Origin of the sequence: Marinomonas posidonica IVIA-Po-181, assembly GCF_000214215.1 — a bacterium.
GTDB lineage: Bacteria > Pseudomonadota > Gammaproteobacteria > Pseudomonadales > Marinomonadaceae > Marinomonas > Marinomonas posidonica.
Map to the genome: position 1 here is coordinate 2172685 of NC_015559.1, position 26090 is coordinate 2198774.

A 26090-nucleotide genomic window follows, 5' to 3' on the forward strand; every position below is an offset into this window, starting at 1 on the left:
AGACCTCTCTCAGTATTCATAGGGAATTAAGGATTTAGCCAACAAGCTTATCCACAGAGAAAGTGGACAACTCATATGTCAATAGAAAATTAACGATTTCAATCTTGAAAATCGGGGGAAACAGAAACTCGGTTACGGCCGCTTCTTTTCGCGGCATACAAACCTTTATCAGCGGACGCTAGAATCTCTTCATAGCGTGTTACCTCGGTTGTAATAGGTGCCAAACCAATACTGATCGTCACAGGGATAATAATCCCCTGCTCAGTTTCAATGGTCAAAGCCGCTATCGTCTGTCGCAAATGCTCCATGACCAATTCAGCTTGCGCCAATTTGGTCTTTGGCATGAGTATAATAAACTCTTCACCACCATAACGCCCGATTTTGTCTGTTGTGCGAATCACAGATTGCATTTTCGCGGACACTTTTGCCAGCACAAAATCGCCCGCCTCATGGCCGTAGGTATCATTAATCTTCTTAAAATGATCTAAATCCACAATGGCAAAGACACAAGTATCATGGTTAATCACAGAATCGGCAAAAATATTGACCGCATCCGCCAGCACTTTACGGCGATTAGACAACCCCGTCAGTTCGTCTTTTTCAGCCAACACTCTTAAATGCTGATTCACCGATTTCAAACGACTCATCACCAAATCGATGACAATAGAAAAATATAATGCAATAAAAAAGAAAACCGAGACCAGCATAAAACTTTGTTTAGACTCAGTCAGATACAAGTCTGTCAAACTCAAATATTCACACATCAAAAATAACAGAACGGTAAGCGCAACAATGAGCCCCTTGACAAATCTTTGGTCAGCGCGAAAAACAATGAAGGAATAAGCAATCGCTTGCACTAAGAGGAAATGAAAGCCGCTTTCTGAGCCAAAATAAAACAAGGTCAAAATAGTAACCTGAGTCATTTTTAAAACAGGCATCAGAAGCTGAGCGCGAGAAAACTGCCCTCGATAATTACAGCGCAGTCCCATGCAGGCCAATATCAGGCTCATGACGGAAACAATAACAACTAAAGGGGAAAATGGCTGCGAAAATATAACAATCAAAAAAACACTGCAAAAACAAAAAATCAGGTAGGAGAAATTCACCACATGTTTCTGGTTTACATCATTAGCATAATCGTCCTTAAAACCAAAGTTTAAGATCGTATGTATTATTTTTTTAAGTGAAGAAAACACAGAATTCCCAATCTAAAGCAGTCCTAAATCATCACAGAAGTTCAACATATAACTTCTATTAATAATCAATCAGGGCATTCTACCGAATGCCTAAGGTTTTTCCTACTATCAGTTTACACTTGTTCATTTAGTAATATGAGCTAAGACAAGGAGTTCAAATTCTCATAAAACAACCTGCATAAACACCTTAATTTGGCATGAATATTGATATACATAAGTCTAGAAAGCAACAAAGCCTAACTAATCGGTCAAACAAATCGCATTTAACCTTGTAAGCGCACAAGTAACGTACATGCATAGATCCAATATGGTGCACAATATCAAATAAGCCCCATAAGTATGCACTATAATAGAAAGTTGCTCTTACAAGCCGATGAACGGCTTAGACAAAATGGTGCCAATACATTGAACAAACAACAAACCACTTCACGCTTAGAATTAATTAACATCACTAAGCAATACCCCGGCTGTCTTGCTAACGACAGCATCACTTTAAGCCTACAACCTGGTGAGATTCATGCCTTACTAGGAGAAAATGGTGCTGGTAAAAGCACCCTAGTGAAAACCATTTATGGTGTCGTTGCCCCCGACAAAGGAGATATTCTTTGGGATGGAAAAGAAGTCACGATTAAATCCCCCTCTACCGCTAGAGATTTAGGTATAGGCATGGTGTTTCAGCACTTCTCATTATTTGAGACTTTAACCGTCAGCCAAAACATTGAACTCTGCTTAAGCCAAAAACAACTTGATGCGATAGATAATTTGGCCACAAAGATCTGCCAACTATCTGAAGAGTACGGATTAAACGTCGACCCTCACAAATATGTTCATGCTCTTTCCATTGGCGAACGACAACGTGTCGAAATCATGCGCTGTTTAGTCCAGTCGGTAAAACTGCTTATTCTAGATGAACCCACCTCGGTACTGACGCCACAAGAAGTATCAGGCTTATTTGAGGTGTTAAGAACCCTCTCTAAAGAAGGCTGTAGCATTCTGTTTATCAGTCATAAATTACACGAAGTCACTGAAATTTGTCATCAAGCCACTATTTTGCGTGGTGGTAAAGTCGTTGATACCTGTGTACCGAGTGAAGAAACACCCGCCTCAATAGCCAAAATGATGGTCGGCGATCTAGCTGAACAAGAAACGCAATACACCAAAAAGGAAGGCACTCATACCCTATTTAGTGCCAACAATTTATCTCTTTCCTCAAAGCAACCTTTTGGCACCAGCCTTAAGAAGGTTCAGTTCGAACTGAAAGCGGGGGAAATTCTTGGCATTGCCGGCGTGGCAGGAAATGGGCAAGATGAACTTATGGCGATTATCAGCGGTGAAGACAACCGTGCAGATAAAAGTAGCCTGACCCTTGAACAGATGGAGATTGGGCATTTGCATGCTGGTGACAGACGCAAGCTTGGCATGGCTTACGTACCAGAAGAACGACTCGGTCGGGGGGCAGTACCCGACATGAGCCTAACCGAAAACACCTTGCTCACTCATAGTACAGGCTTTATCAAAAATGGCTTAGTACAATGGCAAGAAGCAAAAGAGTACGCCAGTCGTTTAATCAAAAAATACAAAGTAAAATGTCATGGTGAATTTTCGGAGGCCAAAAGTTTAAGCGGTGGTAACTTACAAAAATTCATCATGGGACGCGAAATTGGTCAAAATCCGAAAGTCCTTATTTGCGCGCACCCAACCTGGGGTGTCGACGTTGGTGCTGCACTCGCCATTCACCAAGCCTTATTGGATTTACGAGATCAAGGCGCGGCGATTCTACTTATTTCAGAAGACATAGATGAACTCTTTCTCCTCGCTGACCGCATGTCGGCCATTTGTGATGGTCATTTATCGCCTCAAGTCAAAACCCAGGACACCAACATTGATCAGATTGGTCAATGGATGGCTGGGACCTTTATTGACACTCAACGCGAATTAACACAAGAGGCGAAATCATGATCCGCATTCAAGCTCGCACCGAGCCAAGTTCATTAATGAAAGTCGCTTCACCCTTAATCGCGATTACACTCACACTATTATTTGGCTGCATCTTATTTTCAGCCATCGGCAAAGATCCGCTTCAAGCATTGCATGTGTTACTGATAGCGCCTTTATCAGACAGTTACAACATTGGCGAAATGTTCGTCAAAATGGGCCCCTTGCTGCTTTGTGCCGTTGGCCTAGCCATTTGCTACCGCGCCAACATGTGGAACATAGGCGCGGAAGGACAATTATTAGCCGGTGCCTTAGGCGGTTCTGCCATGGCGCTTTATTTCATCGATTCTGAGTCAGTGTTTGCGCTTCCCATCACCCTATTAGCTGGCATTATCTCAGGCATGTTATGGGCGTCTATACCAACCTTTTTAAAGTTACGCTTTAACTCAAATTTGATCTTAACCACCATCATGTTCAATTACATTGCCTTGTACTTATTGATTTGGGCGGTTCATGGACCATTGCGTGACCCTCAAGGATTTGGCTTTCCTGAGTCGGCCTTGTTCTCTGATGCAACCTTACTGCCTACCTTATTTGAATTCAGTCGAATTCATCTTGGTATTGTGTTTGCAATCGTGGCGGGATTCATTGGCTGGTTCATCCTATCTAAAACCCATTTAGGCTTCCAAATAAGAGTATTAGGTGCCGACGAACCTGCAGCAAACTATGCCGGTTTTAACAGCAAAAAGCTCAGTTGGTTTGTCATGTTATTCGCGGGCGCACTGGCCGGCTTAGCTGGCGTAAGCGAAACCACTGGGCCAATTGGACAGCTCGTTCCAAATGTGTCACCTGGCTATGGTTATTCTGCCATCATCGTCGCGTACCTTGGTCGCTTACACCCTATTGGAGCAATATTAGCTGCGGTGTTTATGGCCATTCTTTATATGGGTGGTGACCTGGCACAAATTGAAATGGGCATCCCTGTCGCGGTTGTCAGCATGTTCCAAGGGGTTCTGCTGTTTTTCTTATTGGCCTGCGATTTCTTTATTAATAATCGTCTTATGCTTTCCAACCAAGCGACGAACTAGGAGCTCACTGTGGACGCAGATCTAATCACACAAATTTTGTTCGCCGCCATTAAAACAGGCACCCCATTATTGTTTATTGCTTTAGGAGAAGTGATTTGCGAAAAATCCGGCATTCTAAACTTAGGACAAGAAGGCATGATGCTGATGGGGGCTGTCGTCGGATTTCTAGCCGCATACACCACTGGCAGTATGGGACTCGGTGTTCTGGCCGCAATGATAATGGGTTCCTTAATGAGCCTGATATTTGCCGTATTAGTACTACAACTTGGCGCCAATCAAGTTGCTACAGGTTTAGCCTTAACCATATTTGGCACAGGATTAAGCGCATTTGTTGGTTCAGGTGTGGTTGGTCAAACCATCCAAGGCTTTGCACCAATTGAAATCCCTCTGCTATCCGAGATCCCGTACCTTAGCGAGATTTTGTTCAAACATGACATACTTGTCTACCTGTCTTTTGCCATCACCATAGCACTCTACTTTGTGGTCAATAAAACCCGTGTGGGACTGACATTAAAAGCTGTCGGTGAAAACCCTAATGCCGCCAACGCCATTGGCATCAAAGTCCTACAAGTTCGTTACTTAGCCATCATGTTTGGTGGTGCCATGGCAGGCATTTCTGGGGCTTATATGTCGCTTGTTTATACCCCTATGTGGGTAGAAAACATGACCGCTGGACGCGGTTGGATCGCCCTTGCCTTAGTGGTATTCGCTTCGTGGCGCATTGGTCGCATCATGCTCGGAGCCTATTTGTTCGGATTGGCCAGCATTATGCATTTGGTTTTACAAGGCTTGGGCTGGTCAATCTCGCCAAACCTATTAGCCATGTTGCCTTACGTGGCCACCGTCATTGTTATGGTGATCATTAGTGCCGATCACTTTAAAGAAAAACTGCTTGCGCCTCGATCTCTAGGAAAGCCATTCGATCCTAGAAACATGGCGTAACACCGTTATTAAACACTTCAACTACGAAGAGCAATAAGCCCTTAGGGCACACAATAGGAGCAAAACAACATGAAACTAAAATCGTTACTACTTAGCTTAGGACTTTTGGCTGGCGCCACCGCCGTTCAAGCCGAAGATCCATTAAAAGTCGGCTTTGTATACGTTGGTCCAGTCGGAGATCTAGGTTGGAGTTATGAGCATGATTTAGGCCGCATCGGTCTTGAAAAGCACTTTGGCGACAAAGTTGAAACAACCTATGTTGAAAACGTACCGGAAGGTGCTGATGCTGAACGTGTTATTACGCAATTAGCAAAAGCAGGGAATGATTTGATCTTCACAACCTCTTTCGGCTTCATGAACCCTACTGTAAAAGTGGCTAAGCGTTTTCCAAAAGTCACCTTCGAGCACGCCACTGGCTACAAACGTTCTCGTAACGTAGGCACCTATGTGTTGCGTACCTATGAAGGTCGATATGTATCTGGTGTCGCTGCTGGCATGATGACCAAAACCAACACCATTGGTTACATTGCGTCCTTCCCAATTCCTGAAGTAATCCGTGATATTGATACGGTTTACATGGCAGCGAAGAAGGTCAATCCAGACGTTAAAATTAAAATCGTTTGGGTGAACTCTTGGTACGATCCAGGTAAAGAAACGGATGCCGCCAATGCACTAATGGACCAAGGTGTCGACATCTTGATCCAACATACCGACAGCCCAGCCCCACAAATTGCGGCGGAAAAACGCGGCATGCGCTCTATTGGCCAAGCGTCTAACATGAGTAAATTCGCACCAGAAGCTCATATGTTCTCCGTTCGTGACAACTGGACACCTTATTATGTCAATGTTGCTGAAGAGGTAATGAACAACACTTGGAAGCCTAGCGATTATTGGGGTGGTTTTAAAGAGGACATGTTAACGATTGAATCCATCAATCCAAACTTACCTGCGGATGTTAAAGCAAAAATCAAAGAAACATACGCCGCGATCAAGTCAGGTGAACTGAAGCCGTTTACTGGTCCAATCAAGGATAACAAAGGTAATATCGTGGTACCTGAAGGTCATTCACTGACTGACGAAGAGCTTGCTCAAGTTAATTGGTATGTGGAAGGCATTACAGACGAAATTCCTCGCTAAAATTTCTATACAGCCAGCGCTGCTGGCTGTATATTCCCCTTTTTTTAAATTCATCATCTCACTACGCGACAGATAATGCGTAAAACGTTGCGTTTTTCGTTATAGTTTATTCTATTGATCGCAACCATCTAGTTTGAAAGGTAACATCATGGACAATACAGCCTCATTGGTGGCTCTCTCCCAAGCCATGCCCAAAACCGAATTGCATCTTCATATTGAAGGTACCTTTGAGCCTGAGCAGATGTTTGCCATCGCTCAACGTAACCAAGTTGCTCTCAAATATGATACCGTTGACGCTCTCAAAGACGCCTACCAATTTACCAACTTACAAGACTTTTTAGACCTGTATTATCAAGGTATGTCCGTGCTTCTACATGAAGCCGATTTCTACGATTTAACCATGGCCTACCTAAATAAAGTCCACAGTGAAAATGTGGTCCATGTGGAAATTTTCTTTGATCCGCAAGGCCACACCGAACGCGGAATCCCCTTTGATGTCCAAATAAAAGGCATTCGTCGGGCATTAGAAGATGCCAAAAAACAATGGGGCATGACCTATCAACTAATTATGTCTTTCCTACGTCATTTAAGCGAAGACAGCGCTTTTCAAACCTTAAAAGAAGCAACACCTTTCTTAGATTGGATAGACGGTGTTGGACTCGACAGCTCAGAGGTCGGACACCCACCAGAAAAATTTGCTAATGTGTTTAAAGCATGCCGCGATCTTGGCCTAAAAGTGACAGCTCACGCAGGTGAAGAAGGGCCGCCAGACTATGTATGGCAAGCACTTGATCTTATTCATGTGGATCGTATTGACCACGGCAACCGAGCATTAGAAGACGAAAAGTTGATCGCTGAGATTAAACACAGAGAGTTAACCCTGACAGTTTGCCCTCTGTCCAACCTCAAACTTTGTGTGGTCGATGACATGAATGATCACCCGATTAGAAAGATGTTAGCTCTGGGATTGATGGCGACGGTTAATTCAGACGATCCAGCTTACTTTGGTGGCTACATGAATGACAACTACCAAGCCTTAATTGAGCAGAGCAAAATCAATCGTAATGAACTTTATCAGCTCGCCAAAAATGGCATTACTGGCAGCTGGATGGACGAGGCAACTAAGCGTATTCATTTAGATACGTTAACGCATCTATTCCAAGCTTAAAGTCAAATTTCAGCCAAGGATGGCATTTGGTTTTATCATCTCAAAAGCAATGTGTTATGATCCTCGGCAATTAAATCTACTGAGTTGTTTTCCATGTCAGATACACCAAATTTAGACGAAGTTTTTTTTCGCCTTACCAGTAATGACCGTTACAGCCAAATGGTCGAGCGCCTTAGCCAAGGCCAATCCATTTGGACCTTAGCCGACGAGCAAGGCTGCTTACTCATTCAACTCAGTTCAGACAAGGTCCTACCTATTTGGCTGAGCGAAACTCAAGCACTGCAATGGGCTGAAAAAGACTATCCCGACTTTAAAGGTCTTGAAATCAGCGCTGTTGATTGGCAAGAAAAATGGTTACCTGGCATGATCAATGATAAATTTGCGGTCGGTGCGGCACCTAATATGGCTGGCGAATGCATTGTGTCATCAGCAGAAGAACACGCTCACGATATTCAATCCGTTTAATAAGCTACACTCGTCATATTTACTGTCTAGCTGATGCACTCGTCTATGCTTCATCTACCAAATGCTAAAACACACTTCGGTGTGTTGTTTGGCTTATTCTGTGTGTTCTTAATCTATTTTGGACCATTATATTCGCAGTTAGCGAAAACGCTGCAAGACGATGAATCCACATCGACGATAGCAGCAAAGCATTCCTCGCATCAGCATCATCAAGACGCACATATTGCAACAAACCAGGCGACAGATCCTACGCCACACAAGCACCATAAGTCTGCTAAACCAGCCACCTCAAATAGCATGGAGCATCACCGACATCATGCAAAAATTGAAGGTAGCACTAATCTTTTGGAAGCCTGTGGGTACTGTTCACTGCTCTTTCATTTAAGCTGGTTAAATACTAAAAGCTTTACCATTGTTCCATTAGAAAAAGAGTCATACCCCAGCGTGATTTATGCGACATTAGTGCGTAAATACCTGTCCATATTCACCCCCCTTAATCCTCGAGCACCACCGCCAGATTCGCGTTTTACTAGCCTTAAATAACAATAGTGAACACCATGTTCAGGGGCACCTTGGTGCCAAGTAAAATGAGAGAAAATATGTCTAGCCAAATGAATAATGAAGCCTCATCCAATGCGTTGTTGCTTCTCATCACACGCCTGCATTTTTATGTTGGTCTGTTTGTCGGTCCATTTATCTTTATCGCAGCCTTGACCGGCACCTTATACATACTGTCACCACAGATTGAACAAGCCGTCTATAAAGACGTATTAACCACTCAAAGTCGTGGTGATTATCAACCTCTAGCCAATCAAATTGCAGCGGCTCGGTCTCATCTAACCAGTGATTTAACCTTGTTCGCTGTGCGTCCAGCACCAGAAATAGGTGATAACACGCGCGTTATGTTTTTAGACCCTACGGCTCGCTTAACCGGTGCAAGAGCGTTGTTTATCGATCCTGTGACCCTAAATTTGAAAGGAAACCTGCCCGTTTATGGCACCAGTGGCGTACTGCCAATTCGTACGACCATTGACTTTTTCCACCGTCAATTACTACTCGGAGAAGTGGGTCGCTATTACAGTGAGCTAGCCGCTTCCTGGTTATGGATTGCGGCCCTGGGTGGGATATTTTTGTGGTATAAAGGCGGCAAAAAAAACCAATCTGAAGTGGCCAGTAAAACCGCGCATTTACGCAAACGTCGTCGCCATTATCAATTAGGCTTATGGATCTTTGTGGGACTCATTTTCGTCTCTGCAACAGGTCTGACTTGGTCAAAATGGGCCGGTAGCAACATCGGCAGTTTAAGAGCCTCCATTGGTTGGGTCACGCCATCTGTTGATCTCAGTTTATCGCAACACAAAACAAACCAACAAAGCGATGAACACCTTGACCATGCCCACCACGGCTCATCAAAAATGGCCACTTCTGGCGTGGGCAGCCATAACTCGGATTTATTGTTTGATGGCGTTCTAAAAGCGGCCCGCGATGCCGGCATTGATGCTAATAAGATCGAAATTAAACCTGACCGTACCGGTCACAAAGCCTGGTTTGTCCGTGAAATTGACCGTTCTTGGCCGACACAAGTGGACAGTGTGGCGGTAGACACAAGGACCATGACGGTAACCAGCCGTGCCAACTTCGACGCCTTCCCTCTTGTCGCTAAGTTAATCCGCTGGGGCATCGATGCCCACATGGGAGTACTGTTTGGTGTTCCTAATCAGATCTTGTTAACCCTATTCGGGCTGTCTGTTTGTATGATGATCATTTGGGGCTACAAAATGTGGTGGATTCGACGCCCTAACGCAGGCTCGACATCGAAACCCTTATTACAGGCATGGAGCAAGCTGACAAGCGGTCAAAAAGTCATGACCTTTGGTGTGGCGATTGCACTTGGTCTTAGCATGCCAGTCATGGGGGTGAGCCTAATCCTCTTCCTATTGATTGATGCTTGGCGTTGGAAAAACGCCGCATAGGATTCAGTGACCGAGTCATTTGGCTCGGTCTTTTTTTTATCAAAATCAATCCATTATGGTAAAGAATGCACCAACCAGTACAATACCCCCTTCTCACAAAAAGATACAATGGCCATGACACCAGCAATTCTCGACACCTTAACCCAGCATGTTTTCGCTCAACTACCGCAAACCCCGAACCAGGTCAGAAGACTCTTTCATGGACGAGGTCGGTGTTTTGAAGGCTTAGAGCAAATTACCGTCGACTTTTTGGCTGGACAATTGTTCATTGCCCTATTTAAAGAAATATCACCGGCTGATGAGCACAGCTTAATGGAGAGGCTACTCAGTTGGACTCAGCAAGAAGCGTGGCCAACCAGTAATATCAAAGCGCTTCTGATTCAATATCGTTATCGACCAAATCATCCAACCCAAGTCTTGTGGGGAGAAGGAGAAAAGGATCTTGTTGTCGATGAAGAAGGTTTAAAATTTCAACTGACCTTAGGACGAAACCAAAATGCGGGATTGTTTCTGGACATGCGTTATGGCCGTCGCTGGGTGACAGAACACAGTCAGAACAAGCGAGTTTTAAATCTGTTTGCCTATACTTGTGGATTCTCAGTGGCAGCCATTGAAGGCAAAGCAGAAATGGTGGTCAATTTGGACATGGCAAAAGGTGCTCTCAATCGAGGGCGAGATAATCACCGTTTAAATGACCACGATCTAACTAAGGTGAAATTCTTTGCTCATGATATTTTTAAATCTTGGGGGAAAATTAAAAAATACGGCCACTATGATCTCATCATTATTGACCCACCAAGCTTTCAAAAAGGCAGCTTTGCCCTCACCACAGACTATCAAAAAATTCTTCGTCGACTACCAGAATTGCTTAACGAGAATGGTCAAGTCTTAGCATGTGTTAATGATCCAAGCCTACCGGCTCAATTTTTAATCGATAGCATGCAACTCGAAGCGCCTGAGTTGCATTTTCAATGTCGTCTAGAGAACCCACCTGAGTTCCCAGATATTGATATAGAAAGTGGTCTAAAAGCCCTTATTTTCAGCAAAAGCACATAACACTAAACGCCATCTTTACTCACCACAGACCAACGTTCTAACAGAATATTAATAAACAGGTCCGCCGCAGGAGACAGTGACGTTGAACTGCGCTTAACCAAACCAATTGAACGATCAATTTGTTGGCCTTTTAAAGGCCGTGAGGTTAATACCGACGCCGTACTGAGAGGCATCGCCAGCTTAGGGACAATGGAAATCCCTAAGCCCATTTCCACCAACCCAAGTGACGTGGATAAATGCTGCACTTCATAAAAACTGTTTAAATTCACTTGATCTCGAGCTAAAGATTTATCGAGTAAAATGCGGTTACCACTGGCTCGACCGACACTGATTAATTTATAAGGCGTGATGTCTTCCCAAGAGACTTCGTCCAAGTCACACAATGGATGATCTTTGCGCAAACACACCACAAATGGATCATCCAATAAAGGGGTAAACGACACTTCAGGGTGTTGAGCAATCGCCATATTAATCCCAAAATCCGCATCACCGCGAATCACAGACTCCAGTCCATGATTGGCGCTTTCATCCAGAATTTGAATGCGAATCCCTGGATAACGTTCATTAAAGACATTGATCACACTCGGCAAAAAATAAAACGCCGCGGTAGGGATACAAGCAATAGTGACCTTACCTTTTTGCTGCGATGCCATGTCCTTTATGCCTAAAACAGACAACTCAAATTCTTCCACCATGCGCCTTGCTTTTGGTAAAAACTCTCGGCCGACCGATGTCAGCCAGGTTTTTCGAGTGGTACGCTCAAACAAGGGCGCACCCAAAATAGCTTCTAATTTTTGCATCCTACGACTCAACGCAGGCTGAGATAAATGGGTTAATTCCGCAGCATCGTGGAAGTTTCCAGTTTCAGCAACACGGATAAAAATCACCAAATCCTTGAATTCAATTTGATGCATGACCACTCCTATTAATTCGTTTTGCGCATCAATTATGCACTATCTTTGCATTTGATGCAGCAATAACGAATGTGAGACTTTAGCGCTAAGTTCAAACAACAAAAGGTTTATTTCAATGTCACAAACCATCTCCTGCATGATTATGCGTGGCGGTACCTCTCGAGGCCCTTATTTCAACATGTCTGATTTGCCTTCAGATCGAGAAGCCTGCGCAGATATTTTGATGAAGGTGATGGGGTCAGGTCACGAGCTTCAGCTTGATGGCATTGGTGGTGGCAACAGCTTAACCAGCAAAGTGGCTATGGTGGGTCCTTCCACTCATCCTGATGCCGATGTAGATTATTTGTTTGCACAAGTCAGCATCATTGAAAAAAAAGTCGACTTTGCGCCAAATTGCGGCAATATGCTCGCGGGGGTTGCTCCCTTCGCCATTGAAACGGGCTTATTCCCAGCTCTGCAAGACAAAACCACGGTGCGTATTCACAATTTGAACACGGGGAAAATCATTCACTCGACCGTTCTAACACCTAATGGGCAAGTAGAATACAAAGGTGACATTACCATCAGCGGAACCAACTCACCTGGTGCCCCTATTGAACTAACCTTCCTTGATGTAGAAGGAGCTAAAACAGGTAAATTGCTGCCAACAGGGAACAAAACAAATCAAATTGATTCTGTTGAAGTCACTTGCATCGACGCCGCCACACCAGTCGTCATTATCAATGCGGCCGAATTAGGAAAAACAGGACATGAAGCCCCATCCGAATTAGATGAAGACCATGAGTTCATGTCACGCTTAGAGAATATTCGCTTACAAGCCGGTGAATTAATGGGCATGGGTGACGTATCAGAATCCGTTATTCCGAAACCCATTTTGCTTTCACCCGCCTCTCAGGGCGGCACGGTTTGCGCACGTTATTTTGTTCCTCACAAGTGCCATAAAGCACTCGCTGTGACCGGCAGTATTGCCATTGTCACCGCTTGCTGTTTGCCAGGTACTGTGGCGTCAAAACTGATTGGTGATACAGGGAACACCTCCTTTTTCACCTTGGAACACCCATCAGGGAAGATAGAGCTTACGGCTCAACGTAAGGATGACGATCCATCAGAGTTAAACAGCGTATCACTGATACGCACAGCGAAGAAGATACTGTCCGGTACGGTATACCTCAATTAACCGTTTCAATACAGATTAGTAATGGTATTGATTAGTCATAAAAACAAGAAAGGAAAAATTCGATGAAAAAACTTTCTACACTACTAGGTGCTTCTCTACTGTCTTTCAGTTGTTTAGTTGCGGCCCCAATCCAAGCTGAAGAAACACAAGTTCCTTCAACCGTCAATTGGACCATTCCATTTGGTGTCGGTGGTGGTACCGATGTTTGGGCACGCTTCATTGCCCCTCATCTAACCAAAAACTTGGATGGTAACCCTACCGTCGTTATTAAGAACCAACCAGGTGGTGGCTCTATCACAGGCACAAACCTGTTCTATAAACGAGCTAAAGACAACGGTCAAGATATTCTTGGTACGTCGGCTTCGACGTTATTCCCTTTCATGTTAGGCGACAAACGTGTTCGTTATAACTTTGATAAGTGGATTCCTTTAATGGCCAGCCCAACAGGCGGCGTAGTCTATGTTCAGCCAAACTTGGGTGTATCATCCGCTGCTGACATCAACAAATTGGACGGTGTGACTCTGCCATTTGGCTCTCAAGGTCCAACGCGTTTAGAGCTACCAGTGTTGATCGCTTTTCAGATGTTAGGATTAGATGTTAAACCCGTTTTCGGTATGAAAAGCCGTGGTGCTGGTCGTCTAGCGTTTGAACGTGGTGAAGCAAAAATCGACTTCCAAACTTCTTCTGCCTATCTGAACTCTGTCGTTGATTTAGTCAAGAATGATAAAGCTGTGCCTTTATTCTCTCTAGGCGTATTGAACAAAGAAGGTAAGGTTGTTCGTGATCCTGCTTTCCCTGAATTGCCAACATTCCAAGAAGTATACTTCCAGAAATTTGGTAAAGAACCTTCAGGTGAAGCATACGATGCTTACTCTAAGTTCCTTGCCGCAGGTTTTGCTTTCCAAAAGGTTATTTTCATTCCAGCTGACGCCCCAACAGATGTCATTGCAGCTTACCGCAAAGGTATCCACGCTATGCTGAAAGATCCAACCTTTATCAAGGAATCCGCAGTGCAAGTTGGTCCTTACACTAACGTAGAAGGTATCCATGCGGCACAGCACTTAAGCGAAGCGCTTAATATTTCACCTGATCTATATAAATGGGTCGCACAGTGGTTGAAAACAAAATTTGATTACACACTGTAATCTGGTTCTAGGAGTTATTATTAATGATTGAGTTCCTCAGCGCCCTGGATCAAATACTGTCCATTGGCCATCTCACCTACTTGATTACAGGTGTATTGGTTGGCTTAGTCGTGGGAATTATTCCAGGACTCGGCGGTATTGCCGGAATGTCTTTACTCTTGCCTTTTTTATATGGGATGGAACCTTCCGTTGGTCTCGGCATGCTGATGGGACTTGTCGCCGTAATTCCAACAGGGGACACGTTTACCTCTGTTCTAATGGGTATCCCTGGCTCTAGCTCTTCGCAAGCGACTGTCATGGATGGTTTTCCATTAGCGAAAAAAGGACAAGCAGCACGTGCACTTTCAGCCGCCTTCCTATCGTCTATGATAGGTGGCGTTGTGGGTGCCATCGTGCTCAGCGTTTTTATCCTAGTTGCTCGCCCTGTGGTATTAGCCTTCTCTTCCGCCGAACTCTTCATGCTCACTCTACTCGGGTTAAGTGTGGTAGCAGCGCTTTCGGGAGGCAACCTATATAAAGGACTGGCGGCGTGTGGATTTGGTTTGTTGGTTGGCACCATTGGTGGCGCACCAGCAACCGGTGAATTCCGTTTCACCCTAGACATAGATTATTTATACGATGGCATTCCTTTGGTAATCGTTGGTTTGGGTATTTTTGCCCTACCTGAAATTGTCAGTCTATTGGTAAAAGACACTGCTATTGCCTCTTCTAAAAACACGCTAGGACATGGTTTAGGCCAAGGTTTTAAAGATGTCTTTGCGAATTTACCCTTAGTTGGAAAATCGTCCGTTTTTGGTAGTCTAATCGGTGCTATACCAGGCCTTGGCGGCTCTGTTGTCGACTGGATGACGTACAGCTTTGCGTTAAATTCAAGCAAGGACACATCGCAATTCGGTAAAGGGGAAATTCGTGGTGTTATCGCACCTGAATCCGCCAATAATGCCTGTGCATCTGGCAGTATGATCCCAACCATTTTGTTTGGTGTACCTGGCTCAGGTTCCGCAGCCGTATTCTTGGGTGGTATGCTGTTATTAGGCATTCAGCCTGGCGTGTCAATGATTTCCACGCACCTTGACCTGACGTACACTATTATCTGGTCATTGGCGATGGCAAACATTTTGGGTGCCATTTTCTGTATTTGCTTTACCCGCCCGATTTCATTGTTAACTTACATCAAGTTTTCGATTTTAACGCCAATCATCTTAACCCTTATTCTGTTTGCCGCTTATCAGGCGACACGCAGCTTGGGTGACTTCATTCTGTTAGGTGTCGTTGCCAGTCTTGGTATTATGATGAAAGGCGCAAATTGGCCTCGTCCTGCTTTCTTAATTGGTTTTGTATTGTCTTCAGGTGCTGAAAACTACTTTTTCCAGAGTATTCAATTCTACGGCGCCTCTTGGTTTACTCGTCCAGGTGTCATCATTATTGCAGCACTGATTGTGATCGGCTTTGTTTTGCCACCCGTTCTGAAAAAACGTAAGCAAGCGAAGCTAGCAGACGCCAGCGACGCTGAAAAAGCGGTTGCGCCAGCAGAGGAAAAACAAACTCTATCATTTGCTGATCTAGCGATTGTGGGTATTTTTGCGATTTGTGGTGGCTATGCTTTGTTTGATGTTTGGGATATGGCAAAACTGACGAAATCCTTTCCCATCATTGCCATTGCGATTGTACTGTTCTCCGTTGTCATGGTGATCTTTAAAGCCGTTCGAGAAAAACATCAAATGGTCGCAGCAGAATTAACACCAAATCTCGTCTATATAGCAGGCTTCTTTGGTATTGCTTACGGTTATTACTTATTCGGCTTTATTTGCACCACCTTTGTGTTTTCTTTGGTGTTTTTGAGACTGATAGCAAAAGCCTCTTATTTAAAATCTTCCACCATTGCCGTTTGCTTGGTCATCTTCTTAGTTACTCTGGGTCGTGTTATGCACGTCGACTACCCAGAAGGTATGTTCGACCTATATCTATTAGATGCCATTCGTTTGATTGTTTAATCTTACTATTTAATTTACTCAAAAGGCCCTCCCGCCTTCTATCCCGATAGCCGCTTTGGTATCGGGATTTTTTTATTAAGGACATTTTTTTCCTTCGTAAAATGGCGTAATTCTGGGATTCGTGGTAAATTCGCCCCACTAAGGTGCACACTTCTTTCTTAATATTAAGTTACTTACTTATGAAATTTAGTGCGTTCACTCAGTACGAAGAAAACAAGCCACAAGCTTCGTTCTTCAACAGGAATATAACAACTAAAAAGCTCACAGAGCTTATACTCGAGGATTAACTATGCAAGCATTCATTGATTTCCTAAACGGGATCATTTGGAGCCCAGCCTTAATTTATCTCTGTCTTGGCGCAGGTCTTTTCTACTCAATCATGACGCGTTTTGCGCAAGTTCGTCATTTCAAAGAAATGTGGACTTTGTTGTTCAACGGCAATCCGTCAGAAAAAGGTATTTCATCTTTCCAAGCATTAGCCGTATCTCTGTCTGGCCGTGTCGGTACAGGTAACATTGCTGGCGTTGCTGCCGCAATCGGTTTCGGTGGCCCTGGTGCGGTTTTCTGGATGTGGGTTGTGGCTTTCCTAGGCGCCAGTACTGCTTACGCAGAATCTACTCTAGGTCAAATCTACAAAGTCAGCGAAAATGGTCAGTACCGTGGTGGCCCAGCTTACTACTTTGAACGTTGTCTTGGTTGGCGTTGGTTGGGCGTATTGTTTGCCCTATCGTCTATCATCGCTTGTGGTATTTTCTTACCAGGCATTCAAGCCAACTCGGTGGGCAACGCAGTCACTCAAGTATTTGGTGAAGGCACTATGGTCACCAGTTCTTTCGGTGAAGTCGGTTCAACTAAGTTAGTTGCACTTGCTGTGATTCTTGTCGTATTGGCTTTCATCATTTTTGGTGGCATTAAGCGAATCGCGAACTTCACTCAAGTCATCGTGCCTTTCATGGCATTTGGTTACATCATCATGGCTTTGATCATTGTATTCTTAAACCTTGATAAAGTGCCCGGCATTTTTGGACTGATCATCTCGGACGCCTTTACCGCTCAGGCCGGTTTCGGTGCTGCCATTGGTTGGGGGGTAAAACGTGGTGTTTACTCTAACGAAGCAGGTCAAGGTACTGGTCCACATGCTGCCGCGGCTGCAGAAGTTCAGCACCCGGCACAGCAAGGTCTAGTACAAGCGTTCTCGGTTTACATTGATACTCTGTTTATTTGTACCGCAACGGCTTTGATGATTTTAATCACTCAGCAATACAACGTACAAGGCGCACTAGCAGAAGGTCAATTCATCGTACAAAACGTTGATCCATCTACCATCATTGCGTCTCCAGCCTTTACTCAAATGGCACTAGCAAGTGTGTTTGGCCATACTGGGTCAGCGTTTGTTGGAGTGGCCTTGTTCTTCTTTGCGTTTACGACGATTTTGGCTTACTACTACATTGCTGAAACCAATGTGGCTTACCTACGCCGTGCATTGAAAATCAATATTCCACTGACCTTAGTGAAACTGTTAATCATGTTCATGGTCGCTTACGGTACGGTTAACACAGCCGGTTACATCTGGAACCTTGGTGATGTTGGTGTTGGCTTAATGGCCTGGTTGAACATTGTTGGTATCTTGTTGATTTTCTTTATGGCGAAACCGACCATGAAAGCATTGAGAGATTACGAACAACAAAAAGCTAATGGTGTTAAAGATTATACTTTCGACCCCAAATCCCTTGGTATCAAAGGGGCTGATTTCTGGGAAAAACGTTTCGAGAAGCAACAAGCCGATAAAGAAACGAATAAGTAAAATCACCCGATATCGATCATCTTAAATCATCATGATAGATAAAAGGCCAGTCATACGACTGGCCTTTTTTGTTATCAATTCACTCACCCCGAGAACGATATAATTGAGCGTGTTCTAGCGAGTATTCACCTTTTAATTCCATTTTAATATGATCAACCGGTAAAGATAGGCTCGGCTTACCATAAACATAAACCCTTACTGTCTCCCCCGTTTGCTGACACACCACCTCGGTTGTGACTCTGTGGTAGCCATCGGCTTGAGCCACCCTTTCAAGTGCATCCATCTCTTGCAAAACCCTGTCCGTCACTTCAAACACTTGCCCTTTAATGGCATGCCCTAAACCTGGCGTTAAAATCAACCAAGGAGAATAACGTTCACCCACAAGATACAAGGGAAATGCTTTTTGAGTAACAAATTCTGCCCGAAAACGCTTTCCATGATTGTGCTTAAAATTGGGAAAGCCTTCTTTTAATGTTCCAAATACGAATATTTTCTCCATTCCCCTCCCTAATACAGCCATAAATAAGCATACGAATACAAACCTGCAACCAAAGCATAAGCCAACATTGGCCATAATGTACGCTTAATGATAACTCCCTCTTTATTACGGATGCCGGCAATAGTGGAGACCGCAATAATATTATTAATGCAAACCATATTGCCCATAGCCGCACCGGCTGACTGCAATGCTAAAACCAAACTCACAGGTAAGCCTACCGATTCCGCAATGCCCAATTGGATGCCACCAAAAGTGAGATTGGACACCGTCGCCGAGCCTGAAAAGAAAGAACCCAGCGCACCTAACAATGCTGCCGTGTAAGCCCAACTCTCTCCCAATGCTTGAGCAAACGTCTGAGCAAGTAGAAACATGGGGGACGATGTTTCCCCTTGCATCATTAAATTCACCATCACTAATGCACCAATCAGTGACACACAAGGAAGTCGTAATCGTCCGCCTGTTTCACCTATTGCTAAGATGACCTGCCGAGAAGACATGCGAAACAAAGGCACACAAACCAATACCACTAAGACAAATGGAATCAAAGCTGGGACATATAAGCTTTTGTATTGCCAACTTATGTCTGTTCCTAAAATTTCATGCCACCCTATCACCAAAGATTGGCTCACCTCAAACTCCCCAATCGCCACTGTCCATTGCCACATTGGCATCGTTGAGTTTAACCAAGCTTTTACTCCTAAATTAGGGAGACGAGTTAGCAGTAGAATGACAATCAGCAAAACAAATGGTGATAAGGCTTTCAGCACTTCTATTGAATCTAATGATTTCTCAATATTCTGATCATTAGGCGGCGTTTTTAACCCCACTCCATGAGTCGCCAAAATGACACTCAAAACTAATCCAACGGCTCCGCCAATCAGAGCTGGAAATTCGAGATTCCATTGAGCCACCAGCACATAAGGAACGGTACAGGACAAAATGCTTAATACAATAAATCCCAAGTTAGACCAAATTTCTCGCCAAGGGATCACAAAGCGTAAGGCAATTACCGGCACAACAAAAGCAGCCAACATATTCAGCATGGCGGTTTGCTGAGCCACTTCGCTCAAAGTAGATTGTGTTAAAGACAAACCAGATAGGCCAAACCAGATTGGCGTACCAACCGCTCCAAAAGACACGGGGATGGAGTTCATCGTCAAAGTAAGAATGGCAACAGGCAAAACAGGAAAGCCCAAACCAATCAAAATAGGCGCAGCAATCGCCGCTGGTGTACCAAAACCAGATGCACCTTCAATCATAAAGGCAAATGCCCAACCTATGATCATCAATTGTGCCACTTTATTGTGACTCACGCTCCTCAGCCAACGACTCAAAATCGCCTCTGCGCCAGAATAAAACAACACCCGATTCAGTAAAATAGCACCCGCCACAATAGATATAGGGGTAAGAACAGACATTATGCCAGCCATACTATTTGCCAACATTAAACGTCCATCGGCTTCAAAATAGCCATATTGAATCACCGCCACTAACAAGGCTGTGGCTGGCAAAGCAAAATGAGAGGGTACGGAGCGACGCTTAGTCATTGCCCAAATCAATAACAATATTGGCAATGCAGACAGCAGAATTGGCATAATATGGTGATTTCCCTATGACGAATCCTGACACTATCAGATTTGTTCAACTTACATCTTGTGGCAAATCAATAACAACAAACTCTGCCCTTAATAGGAATCTATTGATTTAAGAGAAGTGAAAGTGAAGGGACAATACAAGCTGAACTGGTGACTTTATATTACTGACACCTGATTCCATTCTAAATCGGGAGTTTGACATGATATTTCAATCCGATTCCGACCTTTTTCCTTCGCTGTATAAAGTAAAGTATCCGCTTGATTTAGTAGATTCACTGCATTTGACTGATCTGTTGGCCGCACCTCAGCGAGACCAATACTGGCAGTAATATAGGGTTTAACAGGAGAGTCTATATTAGGGATGTTCAAGCGATGAATTTGTTCGGTAAATTCATCGCATACCTGCTTAGCCGCAACCACATCTGTGTTGCCCATAATTAGAGCGAACTCCTCACCGCCATAGCGGGCGCACCAGAAACGAGGGGAATCCGAAAGCTTTTTGAGACGTTGAGCTATTTGCTTTAAACAATCATCCCCCGCCAAATGACCATAACTGTCATTAAGCTGTTTGAAATGGTCTAGATCAATCACCGCAAGGCTGATAGGTTGCTGTAATGTTAAACACAGCACCCATTCTTGCTGCAAAAACTCATCAAATGCTCGACGGTTATAGATGTCTGTTAGACCATCCAAACGAACCAATTCTTTTACCGCCAATTCGGCTAGCTTTCTTTCTGTTACATCCTGATGAGTAATCACAAAATAATTTGCTTTATTAAACTCAAAAGGCGAAACATGCATGATAAACCAACGATGCTCTTCGTCACTATGGCAAGGGTATTCTAACGAATAGCTATTTATCTGGCCTGAAATCACTTTACGTATACCAGCACCCGCTTGATGACCAAAATCATCACCGGCAGAAGACGCTTGATCACAAATATTCAGATAATTCATTTCTGTCCAATTCTGATTGCTAAGACATTGATTCTCATCACCAAAATTAAGCCAACTTTGATTCACAAAACAAATGACACCACTGACATCTATTACAGCAATATGTTCTTCAATTGAATTTAACACCAGGTGCATAAACTCAGCGGATTCTTCCATATTCTAACTCTCTCTTTTCTAAGGAATTTTCAGAGGTTAGATTGAGACTAGTACAGCATTTCCTAATGCGCCAATAAAACAAAGGTAGGAACAAAACCCATCTGCTATTACAATGATCGCGTTTTTGTTATTACGATCAAATCCACCCAAAAATAGATTCGCTTTTTATATGAAATTATTAATCAAATGTATCCGTAACTTGCTTGGGGGCATCATCGCCCTAATCGACCTTGTTACACGCGGACGTAAAATGAAACGTTCAGCAGAACAACAAACAAAGATAAACGAAGAGACAAAACAATTGGCTCTGTATCAATTCTTTGCCTGTCCTTTCTGCATCAAAACTCGTCGCGCTATTTACAAGCTCAACCTTCCGATTGAAAAGCGTAATGCGGCAGAGGGATCACCACATCGTGAGGATTTATTCACTGGTGGCGGCCGAATCAAGGTACCGTGCTTACGCATTGAAGAAAATGATAAAGTGGAATGGCTATACGAGTCGTCAGATATTATTCAATACTTGGAAAAACGCTTTTCATAAAACATTGGACAGCGTTTATGATGAGACGCTGTCTTCCCCTTCCTTGTTATTTTCAGAATCCAGAGGCGTTAGTAGAGCAAGCTCCCGTTTCAAATGTTTTCGGAAAGAATGCACCTTCAAACATTCCTCCAGTAGGATGGAACCAAACACGGCCCACAAAGGTCCTTGAAAATACACAACCAAAGCAAGGTAAGGTATACCAATAATCCATTGAGTCACGAAATGGATTTGCAATACTTTAACACTCTGCCCCAAAGCTCTTAAAGAATGCCCACATAAACCATTGTAGGTTCGTACTAACGGAATCAATATATAAATTGGCGCAATCACGGCTAATGCTTGCTGTGTTTGCTCATCTAGCCGCGGATAAATAATGGGTAATAATTCGCCAAATGCTACGAACACTAAACACAATGCCACTCCGAGCAACAATATAATGCGCACCGCCTGCTCCACAAAGTCAGCGATTAAGTGCGTCTGATGACGACCTCTAAATTGACTGATGTTAATGGAAGTCGCTAACGCCCAAGAGGTAACAAATTGAGCTCCCATTTGCATCCAAGGCATAACCAGAGTAATGGCGGCAAAGGAATACACATCCAGCTGAGCAAACAACATTTGATGCAACATCACCCCAGAAGCCAGCGTAATGAAATTGGCCGCTATCGGAGAAATCTCATGAAAATGTGCCACGACTACTGACACATTCAAGGCCTTTCTCGAAGCCATGATCGGCAAATTTCCCTGTCGCCGAAGTTGCCATACTAAATAGCCAAAACGGATGCTCACCGCCACCAAACTGCCGATTGCAGCCCCTCTTAAGCCAAGCTCAGGGAAACCCAAATAACCATAAATCAATACAAGACTGATCAAAATATTAACTGGTATTTCGATTAAGTAGCCATATAAAGGCACACGGGTCTGGCCCGAACCATTAAAAAAGGCAATCATAACTTGCGCTAAAGAGGAAACCAGCAACATACAAGCACTGACCTGCAGATAACGGCACGCCTGTTCCGCCACCAAAGGATCATCAACCAGCCAATTCAACAGTCCGTCTAAACTGAACAATAGAACAACACTGGTTATCAATGTTAAACCGCCATTGATCAACCAACCAATCACCAAACTGCTGGCCATTGCTCTAGGGTCATTAGCGCCAACCGCTCTGGCCAGTATTAATTGAGTGCCATTAGCCAAGGCGTATTGTGTCCCAACAAAGAACGCCAGAATGGCCGAAGCCAGACCTAAGGCTGCAACCGAGACTTCTCCTAAATTGGCAATTAACATTAAATCCACCAGCACCATGGATTGTACCAAAATGGCGTTCAGTGCGAGTGGCCAAGCTAAAGAGACATTCTTAATGAGGTTGCTTTTTGATACGAAGTTCAAGTGAATTCCAATGAGTCAAACAATGGACGATATCATATCACAATTAGTAAAACGGCGTTTTATTAATTGACTTATCACCCACGAATCACGCCATTCCATAAAATCTATAATGGAACCAAGAAATTTCGTAATTGCAGCTAAGTTGCTAAAAAACCAAGATGCCAGAGGACGTTAACAAAAATAACAAGCTTTAGGAGTTCAACATGAACGAGTTTTTTCCGACTATTCAACCAATACAATACCAAGGCCCTGAATCGACCAATCCATTTGCCTTTAAACACTATCAAGCCGATAAGTTAATCATGGGGAAAACCATGGCGGAGCACTTGAGAATGGCCGCTTGTTATTGGCACAACTTCTGTTGGCAAGGGAGTGATGTGTTTGGAGCCGGTACGTTTCAACGTCCTTGGTTTAGCGCCGACTCTGAAATGCAGGCCGCCAAGTTAAAAGCCGATGCCGCCTTTGAGTTTTTTACCAAATTAGGCATTTCATATTACAGTTTCCACGATGTCGACATTGCTCCTGAAGGTAAGAACATTCGCGAATACATTGAGAATTTTTCAGAGATGGTCGATGTTTTAGAAGCCAAACAAGCGACCACAGGTATGAAATTACTGTGGGGCACAGCGAACGCGTTTTCTAATCCAAGGTTCATGTCGGGGGCAGCCTCTAATCCAAACCCAGAGGTGTTCGCCTATGCCGCCACTCAAGTGTGTCACGCTATGCAAGCCACACACAGATTGAAAGGCGAAAACTATGTTCTTTGGGGTGGTCGAGAAGGTTATGAAACCTTACTCAACACTGACCTAAAGCGTGAACGCAATCAGCTAGGTCGTTTTATGCAAATGGTGGTCGAGCATAAACACAATATTGGTTTTCAAGGCACCTTATTAATCGAGCCCAAACCTGCTGAGCCAACCAAACACCAATACGATTATGACACCGCCACGGTATTTGGTTTCTTAAAAGAGTTTGGTTTAGAAAATGACATTAAGGTAAACATTGAAGCCAACCACGCCACTTTGGCTGGTCATAGCTTTCACCATGAAATCGCTACCGCTTGCTCATTGGGTATTTTAGGCTCGATTGATGCCAACCAGGGCGATCCTCAATTAGGCTGGGATACCGACCAATTTCCAACCAGTGTGGAAGAATATACGCTCGCCACTTATGAAATCCTAAAATCAGGCGGTTTCCAAACGGGCGGCTATATGTTTGATACCAAGTTACGACGTCAATCCATCGATCTGGAAGACCTATTTCACGGTCATATCGGTGCAATGGACACCCTTGCTCTGTCCTTAGAAAAAGCCGCTGCTATGCTGGAAGAACAAAAGCTCAATGCCTTAGTGGAAAAGCGCTATGAAAAATGGCAAGACACATTGGGACAAAGCATTCTTAATGGCAACATGACATTAAGCCAAGTTGCCGAGCATGTCGAAAAGCATAATCTTAACCCCAGTCCAGAATCAGGCCGACAAGAAATGCTGGAAAATCTGGTGAATGCCTACATTCGTCGCTAGACAGTGTGTTAACCCTTGTTCTGTTACATCATGCGTTTTTCATCAAGTGTCAATAATAAACAAAAACCTAAGACAAAATAAAAGCGCTTGATGCGATTTTATTTTGTCACTTTTAAGTTGCGTAAAGTAAATTATCAGCTTTAAGCATCTTCTTTTAATAAACGACTGGAGACACGATACTCTCCCGGTGTCATGCCTAAATTTTTGCGTGATACCGTATACATATATTGCACAGATGGATAACCGCAAGTTCGTGCTATTTCATCAAAAGGTAAGTTGGTTGAAATAATCAATTCACAGGCTCGAGAAAATTTTGTCATGTGCAACTGCTCATGCATGGAACACCCCATTTCATCCATAAAACGGGCTTCTAAGTTGGTTCTTGAAAGACCTATATAATCAACCACTTGCGCCACTTTTACGCCACGACACGCATTATGACGAATAAAATGCATAGCCTGAATAACATGAGGATCTTTTAACGCTCGATAGTCTGATGATTGACGCTCTTGCACCCCAGTTGGATCAACCAACACCAAACTTTTATCAAGTTGGTAGCCGAGTAACATACGATGCAAAATTTTAGCCGCTTCGTAGCCCATTTGCTTACAGCCCTGCTCTACCGATGACAAAGCAGTGCGGTTCAGATAACGCGCCATATTTTCATTATCAATGCCAATAATCGCAACGTGCTCAGGCACCATAATATTTAGGTGGTCACAGATTTGTAAAAGATGACGAGCACGTGAATCCGTAACAGCGACAATGCCAACGGGTTTAGGCAGATCGGACAACCAGTTTTCTAACCCCTGTTGTGCCGTTTCCCAAATTTGAGTGGAGGTTAAATAGCCTTCATAAACATGAGGCCGATAGCCATCGGAACTCACCTGATCAATAAAAGCATTCTGTCGCTCACTTGACCAACGGTGATATTTATTGGCTGGCACACCATAAAAACCAAATTCCGTTAAACCTTTACGCTTTAAATGCTGATAGGCACTTTTGACCAAAGCCGCATTATCTGTCGCCACATAAGGCAGTTGAGGGTAATCTTCCCGTCGTTGATAGGAGCCACCAACCGCTACCGTTGGTATTTGAGTTCCCTTTAATATGTCTTCTACTTCCGGGTTATCAAAATCGGCAATGATGCCGTCGCCCTTCCAGTGTTTGAGTCCATCCAAACGGCTGCGAAAGTCATCTTCAAAGTACACATCCCAGTCACATTGGGCGGCCTGTAAATACTCTCCGATGCCTTCAATGACTTGTCGGTCATAGACCTTATTGGCATTAAACACCAAGTTTAAGCGATAGCGCTTTTCAAACATTTGCAGCATTCCTTATATTATTTTTATTATCCACTACAAAAGCATACTTGCTATTGGTGTTTCTTGCTGAAGAAATACAATGTTGAATAAAAGCCACAAGCACCTGAT

22 protein-coding genes are annotated in these 26090 nt (G+C 43.8%); 15 read left to right on the top strand and 7 right to left on the bottom strand.

Annotated elements, in window-relative coordinates:
* Positions 1–98: 98 nt before the first annotated feature.
* Positions 99–1010, bottom strand: a complete 912-nt coding sequence (locus tag MAR181_RS10200; RefSeq protein ID WP_245546149.1) for a GGDEF domain-containing protein — start codon at positions 1008–1010, stop codon at positions 99–101.
* 525 nt (positions 1011–1535) lie between these two features.
* Here MAR181_RS10200 and MAR181_RS10205 point away from each other — a divergent pair.
* The 9 genes from MAR181_RS10205 (at position 1536) to MAR181_RS10245 (ending at position 10960) form a co-directional block, all read left to right on the top strand.
* Positions 1536–3155, top strand: a complete 1620-nt coding sequence (locus MAR181_RS10205) for an ABC transporter ATP-binding protein (RefSeq protein ID WP_013796513.1) — start codon at positions 1536–1538, stop codon at positions 3153–3155.
* Positions 3152–4219, top strand: coding sequence for an ABC transporter permease (locus tag MAR181_RS10210; protein WP_013796514.1), 1068 nt, complete (start codon positions 3152–3154; stop codon positions 4217–4219). The genes MAR181_RS10205 and MAR181_RS10210 overlap by 4 nt, the downstream gene beginning before the upstream one ends.
* 9 nt (positions 4220–4228) lie before the next feature.
* Positions 4229–5161, top strand: a complete 933-nt coding sequence (locus MAR181_RS10215; RefSeq protein WP_013796515.1) for an ABC transporter permease — start codon at positions 4229–4231, stop codon at positions 5159–5161.
* A 69-nt stretch (positions 5162–5230) separates the two neighbouring features.
* A complete protein-coding gene (locus tag MAR181_RS10220; protein ID WP_013796516.1) occupies positions 5231–6298 on the top strand; it encodes a BMP family ABC transporter substrate-binding protein in 1068 nt (355 codons plus the stop codon).
* A gap of 148 nt (positions 6299–6446) precedes the next feature.
* On the top strand, positions 6447–7466 hold the full coding sequence (locus MAR181_RS10225; protein WP_013796517.1) for an adenosine deaminase: 1020 nt from the start codon (positions 6447–6449) through the stop codon (positions 7464–7466).
* Between the two features lie 93 nt (positions 7467–7559).
* Positions 7560–7931: a DUF2750 domain-containing protein gene (locus MAR181_RS10230; protein ID WP_013796518.1), complete on the top strand. Its 372-nt coding sequence runs from the start codon at positions 7560–7562 to the stop codon at positions 7929–7931.
* A 45-nt stretch (positions 7932–7976) separates the two neighbouring features.
* Positions 7977–8474 carry a DUF2946 domain-containing protein gene (locus MAR181_RS10235; protein ID WP_041651287.1) on the top strand — a complete coding sequence of 166 codons (498 nt, stop codon included), beginning with the start codon at positions 7977–7979 and terminating at the stop codon, positions 8472–8474.
* 56 nt (positions 8475–8530) lie between these two features.
* Positions 8531–9904 carry a PepSY-associated TM helix domain-containing protein gene (locus tag MAR181_RS10240; RefSeq protein WP_013796520.1) on the top strand — a complete coding sequence of 458 codons (1374 nt, stop codon included), beginning with the start codon at positions 8531–8533 and terminating at the stop codon, positions 9902–9904.
* Between the two features lie 114 nt (positions 9905–10018).
* Positions 10019–10960, top strand: coding sequence for a class I SAM-dependent methyltransferase (locus MAR181_RS10245; RefSeq protein ID WP_041651731.1), 942 nt, complete (start codon positions 10019–10021; stop codon positions 10958–10960).
* Positions 10961–10962: 2 nt separating this feature from the next.
* Here the strand turns inward: MAR181_RS10245 and MAR181_RS10250 are convergent, their stop codons facing one another.
* Positions 10963–11874 (bottom strand): LysR family transcriptional regulator, encoded by a 912-nt coding sequence (locus tag MAR181_RS10250; protein ID WP_013796522.1) that lies wholly within the window; start codon positions 11872–11874, stop codon positions 10963–10965.
* Between the two features lie 115 nt (positions 11875–11989).
* On the opposite strand from MAR181_RS10250, the gene MAR181_RS10255 reads away from it, so the two are divergent.
* The 4 genes from MAR181_RS10255 to MAR181_RS10270 all read left to right on the top strand — a co-directional run bounded on the left by MAR181_RS10255 (position 11990) and on the right by MAR181_RS10270 (position 17994).
* Positions 11990–13051 (top strand): 4-oxalomesaconate tautomerase, encoded by a 1062-nt coding sequence (locus MAR181_RS10255; RefSeq protein ID WP_013796523.1) that lies wholly within the window; start codon positions 11990–11992, stop codon positions 13049–13051.
* A 62-nt stretch (positions 13052–13113) separates the two neighbouring features.
* Positions 13114–14196, top strand: coding sequence for a Bug family tripartite tricarboxylate transporter substrate binding protein (locus MAR181_RS10260; protein WP_013796524.1), 1083 nt, complete (start codon positions 13114–13116; stop codon positions 14194–14196).
* 23 nt (positions 14197–14219) lie between these two features.
* On the top strand, positions 14220–16190 hold the full coding sequence (locus MAR181_RS10265) for a tripartite tricarboxylate transporter permease (RefSeq protein ID WP_013796525.1): 1971 nt from the start codon (positions 14220–14222) through the stop codon (positions 16188–16190).
* A 289-nt stretch (positions 16191–16479) separates the two neighbouring features.
* Positions 16480–17994, top strand: coding sequence for an alanine/glycine:cation symporter family protein (locus MAR181_RS10270; protein ID WP_013796526.1), 1515 nt, complete (start codon positions 16480–16482; stop codon positions 17992–17994).
* Between the two features lie 79 nt (positions 17995–18073).
* On the opposite strand, the gene MAR181_RS10275 is transcribed toward MAR181_RS10270, so the two are convergent.
* The 3 genes from MAR181_RS10275 to MAR181_RS10285 all read right to left on the bottom strand — a co-directional run bounded on the left by MAR181_RS10275 (position 18074) and on the right by MAR181_RS10285 (position 21201).
* Positions 18074–18493, bottom strand: coding sequence for a gamma-glutamylcyclotransferase family protein (locus MAR181_RS10275; protein WP_013796527.1), 420 nt, complete (start codon positions 18491–18493; stop codon positions 18074–18076).
* 8 nt (positions 18494–18501) lie between these two features.
* A complete protein-coding gene (locus MAR181_RS10280) occupies positions 18502–20088 on the bottom strand; it encodes an L-lactate permease (protein WP_013796528.1) in 1587 nt (528 codons plus the stop codon).
* A gap of 156 nt (positions 20089–20244) precedes the next feature.
* Positions 20245–21201, bottom strand: coding sequence for a sensor domain-containing diguanylate cyclase (locus MAR181_RS10285; protein ID WP_013796529.1), 957 nt, complete (start codon positions 21199–21201; stop codon positions 20245–20247).
* A gap of 169 nt (positions 21202–21370) precedes the next feature.
* Between MAR181_RS10285 and MAR181_RS10290 the strand changes: the two genes are divergently transcribed.
* Positions 21371–21742, top strand: coding sequence for a glutathione S-transferase N-terminal domain-containing protein (locus MAR181_RS10290; protein ID WP_013796530.1), 372 nt, complete (start codon positions 21371–21373; stop codon positions 21740–21742).
* A gap of 15 nt (positions 21743–21757) precedes the next feature.
* Here the strand turns inward: MAR181_RS10290 and MAR181_RS10295 are convergent, their stop codons facing one another.
* Entirely contained in the window at positions 21758–23134 is a 1377-nt protein-coding gene (locus MAR181_RS10295) for an MATE family efflux transporter (RefSeq protein WP_013796531.1), read from the bottom strand.
* A gap of 203 nt (positions 23135–23337) precedes the next feature.
* Here MAR181_RS10295 and xylA point away from each other — a divergent pair, with 203 nt between their 5' ends.
* The gene (gene xylA / locus MAR181_RS10300) at positions 23338–24657 is read left to right on the top strand and encodes a xylose isomerase (RefSeq protein ID WP_013796532.1); all 1320 of its coding nucleotides are present in this window, start codon (positions 23338–23340) and stop codon (positions 24655–24657) included.
* Between the two features lie 140 nt (positions 24658–24797).
* Here xylA and MAR181_RS10305 read toward each other — a convergent pair whose 3' ends face one another.
* On the bottom strand, positions 24798–25982 hold the full coding sequence (locus MAR181_RS10305) for a XylR family transcriptional regulator (RefSeq protein WP_013796533.1): 1185 nt from the start codon (positions 25980–25982) through the stop codon (positions 24798–24800).
* Positions 25983–26090: the final 108 nt, after the last annotated feature.

Bases quoted from the DNA above. Each gene is read 5' to 3' on its own strand.
- MAR181_RS10200 (WP_245546149.1), bottom strand. From the start codon at position 1,010: ATGAGCCTGATATTGGCCTGCATGGGACTGCGCTGTAATTATCGAGGG.
- MAR181_RS10205 (WP_013796513.1), top strand. From the start codon at position 1,536: ATGCACTATAATAGAAAGTTGCTCTTACAAGCCGATGAACGGCTTAGA.
- MAR181_RS10210 (WP_013796514.1), top strand. From the start codon at position 3,152: ATGATCCGCATTCAAGCTCGCACCGAGCCAAGTTCATTAATGAAAGTC.
- MAR181_RS10220 (WP_013796516.1), top strand. From the start codon at position 5,231: ATGAAACTAAAATCGTTACTACTTAGCTTAGGACTTTTGGCTGGCGCC.
- MAR181_RS10225 (WP_013796517.1), top strand. From the start codon at position 6,447: ATGGACAATACAGCCTCATTGGTGGCTCTCTCCCAAGCCATGCCCAAA.
- MAR181_RS10230 (WP_013796518.1), top strand. From the start codon at position 7,560: ATGTCAGATACACCAAATTTAGACGAAGTTTTTTTTCGCCTTACCAGT.
- MAR181_RS10235 (WP_041651287.1), top strand. From the start codon at position 7,977: ATGCTTCATCTACCAAATGCTAAAACACACTTCGGTGTGTTGTTTGGC.
- MAR181_RS10240 (WP_013796520.1), top strand. From the start codon at position 8,531: ATGTCTAGCCAAATGAATAATGAAGCCTCATCCAATGCGTTGTTGCTT.
- MAR181_RS10245 (WP_041651731.1), top strand. From the start codon at position 10,019: ATGACACCAGCAATTCTCGACACCTTAACCCAGCATGTTTTCGCTCAA.
- MAR181_RS10250 (WP_013796522.1), bottom strand. From the start codon at position 11,874: ATGCATCAAATTGAATTCAAGGATTTGGTGATTTTTATCCGTGTTGCT.
- MAR181_RS10255 (WP_013796523.1), top strand. From the start codon at position 11,990: ATGTCACAAACCATCTCCTGCATGATTATGCGTGGCGGTACCTCTCGA.
- MAR181_RS10260 (WP_013796524.1), top strand. From the start codon at position 13,114: ATGAAAAAACTTTCTACACTACTAGGTGCTTCTCTACTGTCTTTCAGT.
- MAR181_RS10265 (WP_013796525.1), top strand. From the start codon at position 14,220: ATGATTGAGTTCCTCAGCGCCCTGGATCAAATACTGTCCATTGGCCAT.
- MAR181_RS10270 (WP_013796526.1), top strand. From the start codon at position 16,480: ATGCAAGCATTCATTGATTTCCTAAACGGGATCATTTGGAGCCCAGCC.
- MAR181_RS10275 (WP_013796527.1), bottom strand. From the start codon at position 18,493: ATGGAGAAAATATTCGTATTTGGAACATTAAAAGAAGGCTTTCCCAAT.
- MAR181_RS10280 (WP_013796528.1), bottom strand. From the start codon at position 20,088: ATGCCAATTCTGCTGTCTGCATTGCCAATATTGTTATTGATTTGGGCA.
- MAR181_RS10285 (WP_013796529.1), bottom strand. From the start codon at position 21,201: ATGGAAGAATCCGCTGAGTTTATGCACCTGGTGTTAAATTCAATTGAA.
- MAR181_RS10290 (WP_013796530.1), top strand. From the start codon at position 21,371: ATGAAATTATTAATCAAATGTATCCGTAACTTGCTTGGGGGCATCATC.
- xylA (WP_013796532.1), top strand. From the start codon at position 23,338: ATGAACGAGTTTTTTCCGACTATTCAACCAATACAATACCAAGGCCCT.
- MAR181_RS10305 (WP_013796533.1), bottom strand. From the start codon at position 25,982: ATGTTTGAAAAGCGCTATCGCTTAAACTTGGTGTTTAATGCCAATAAG.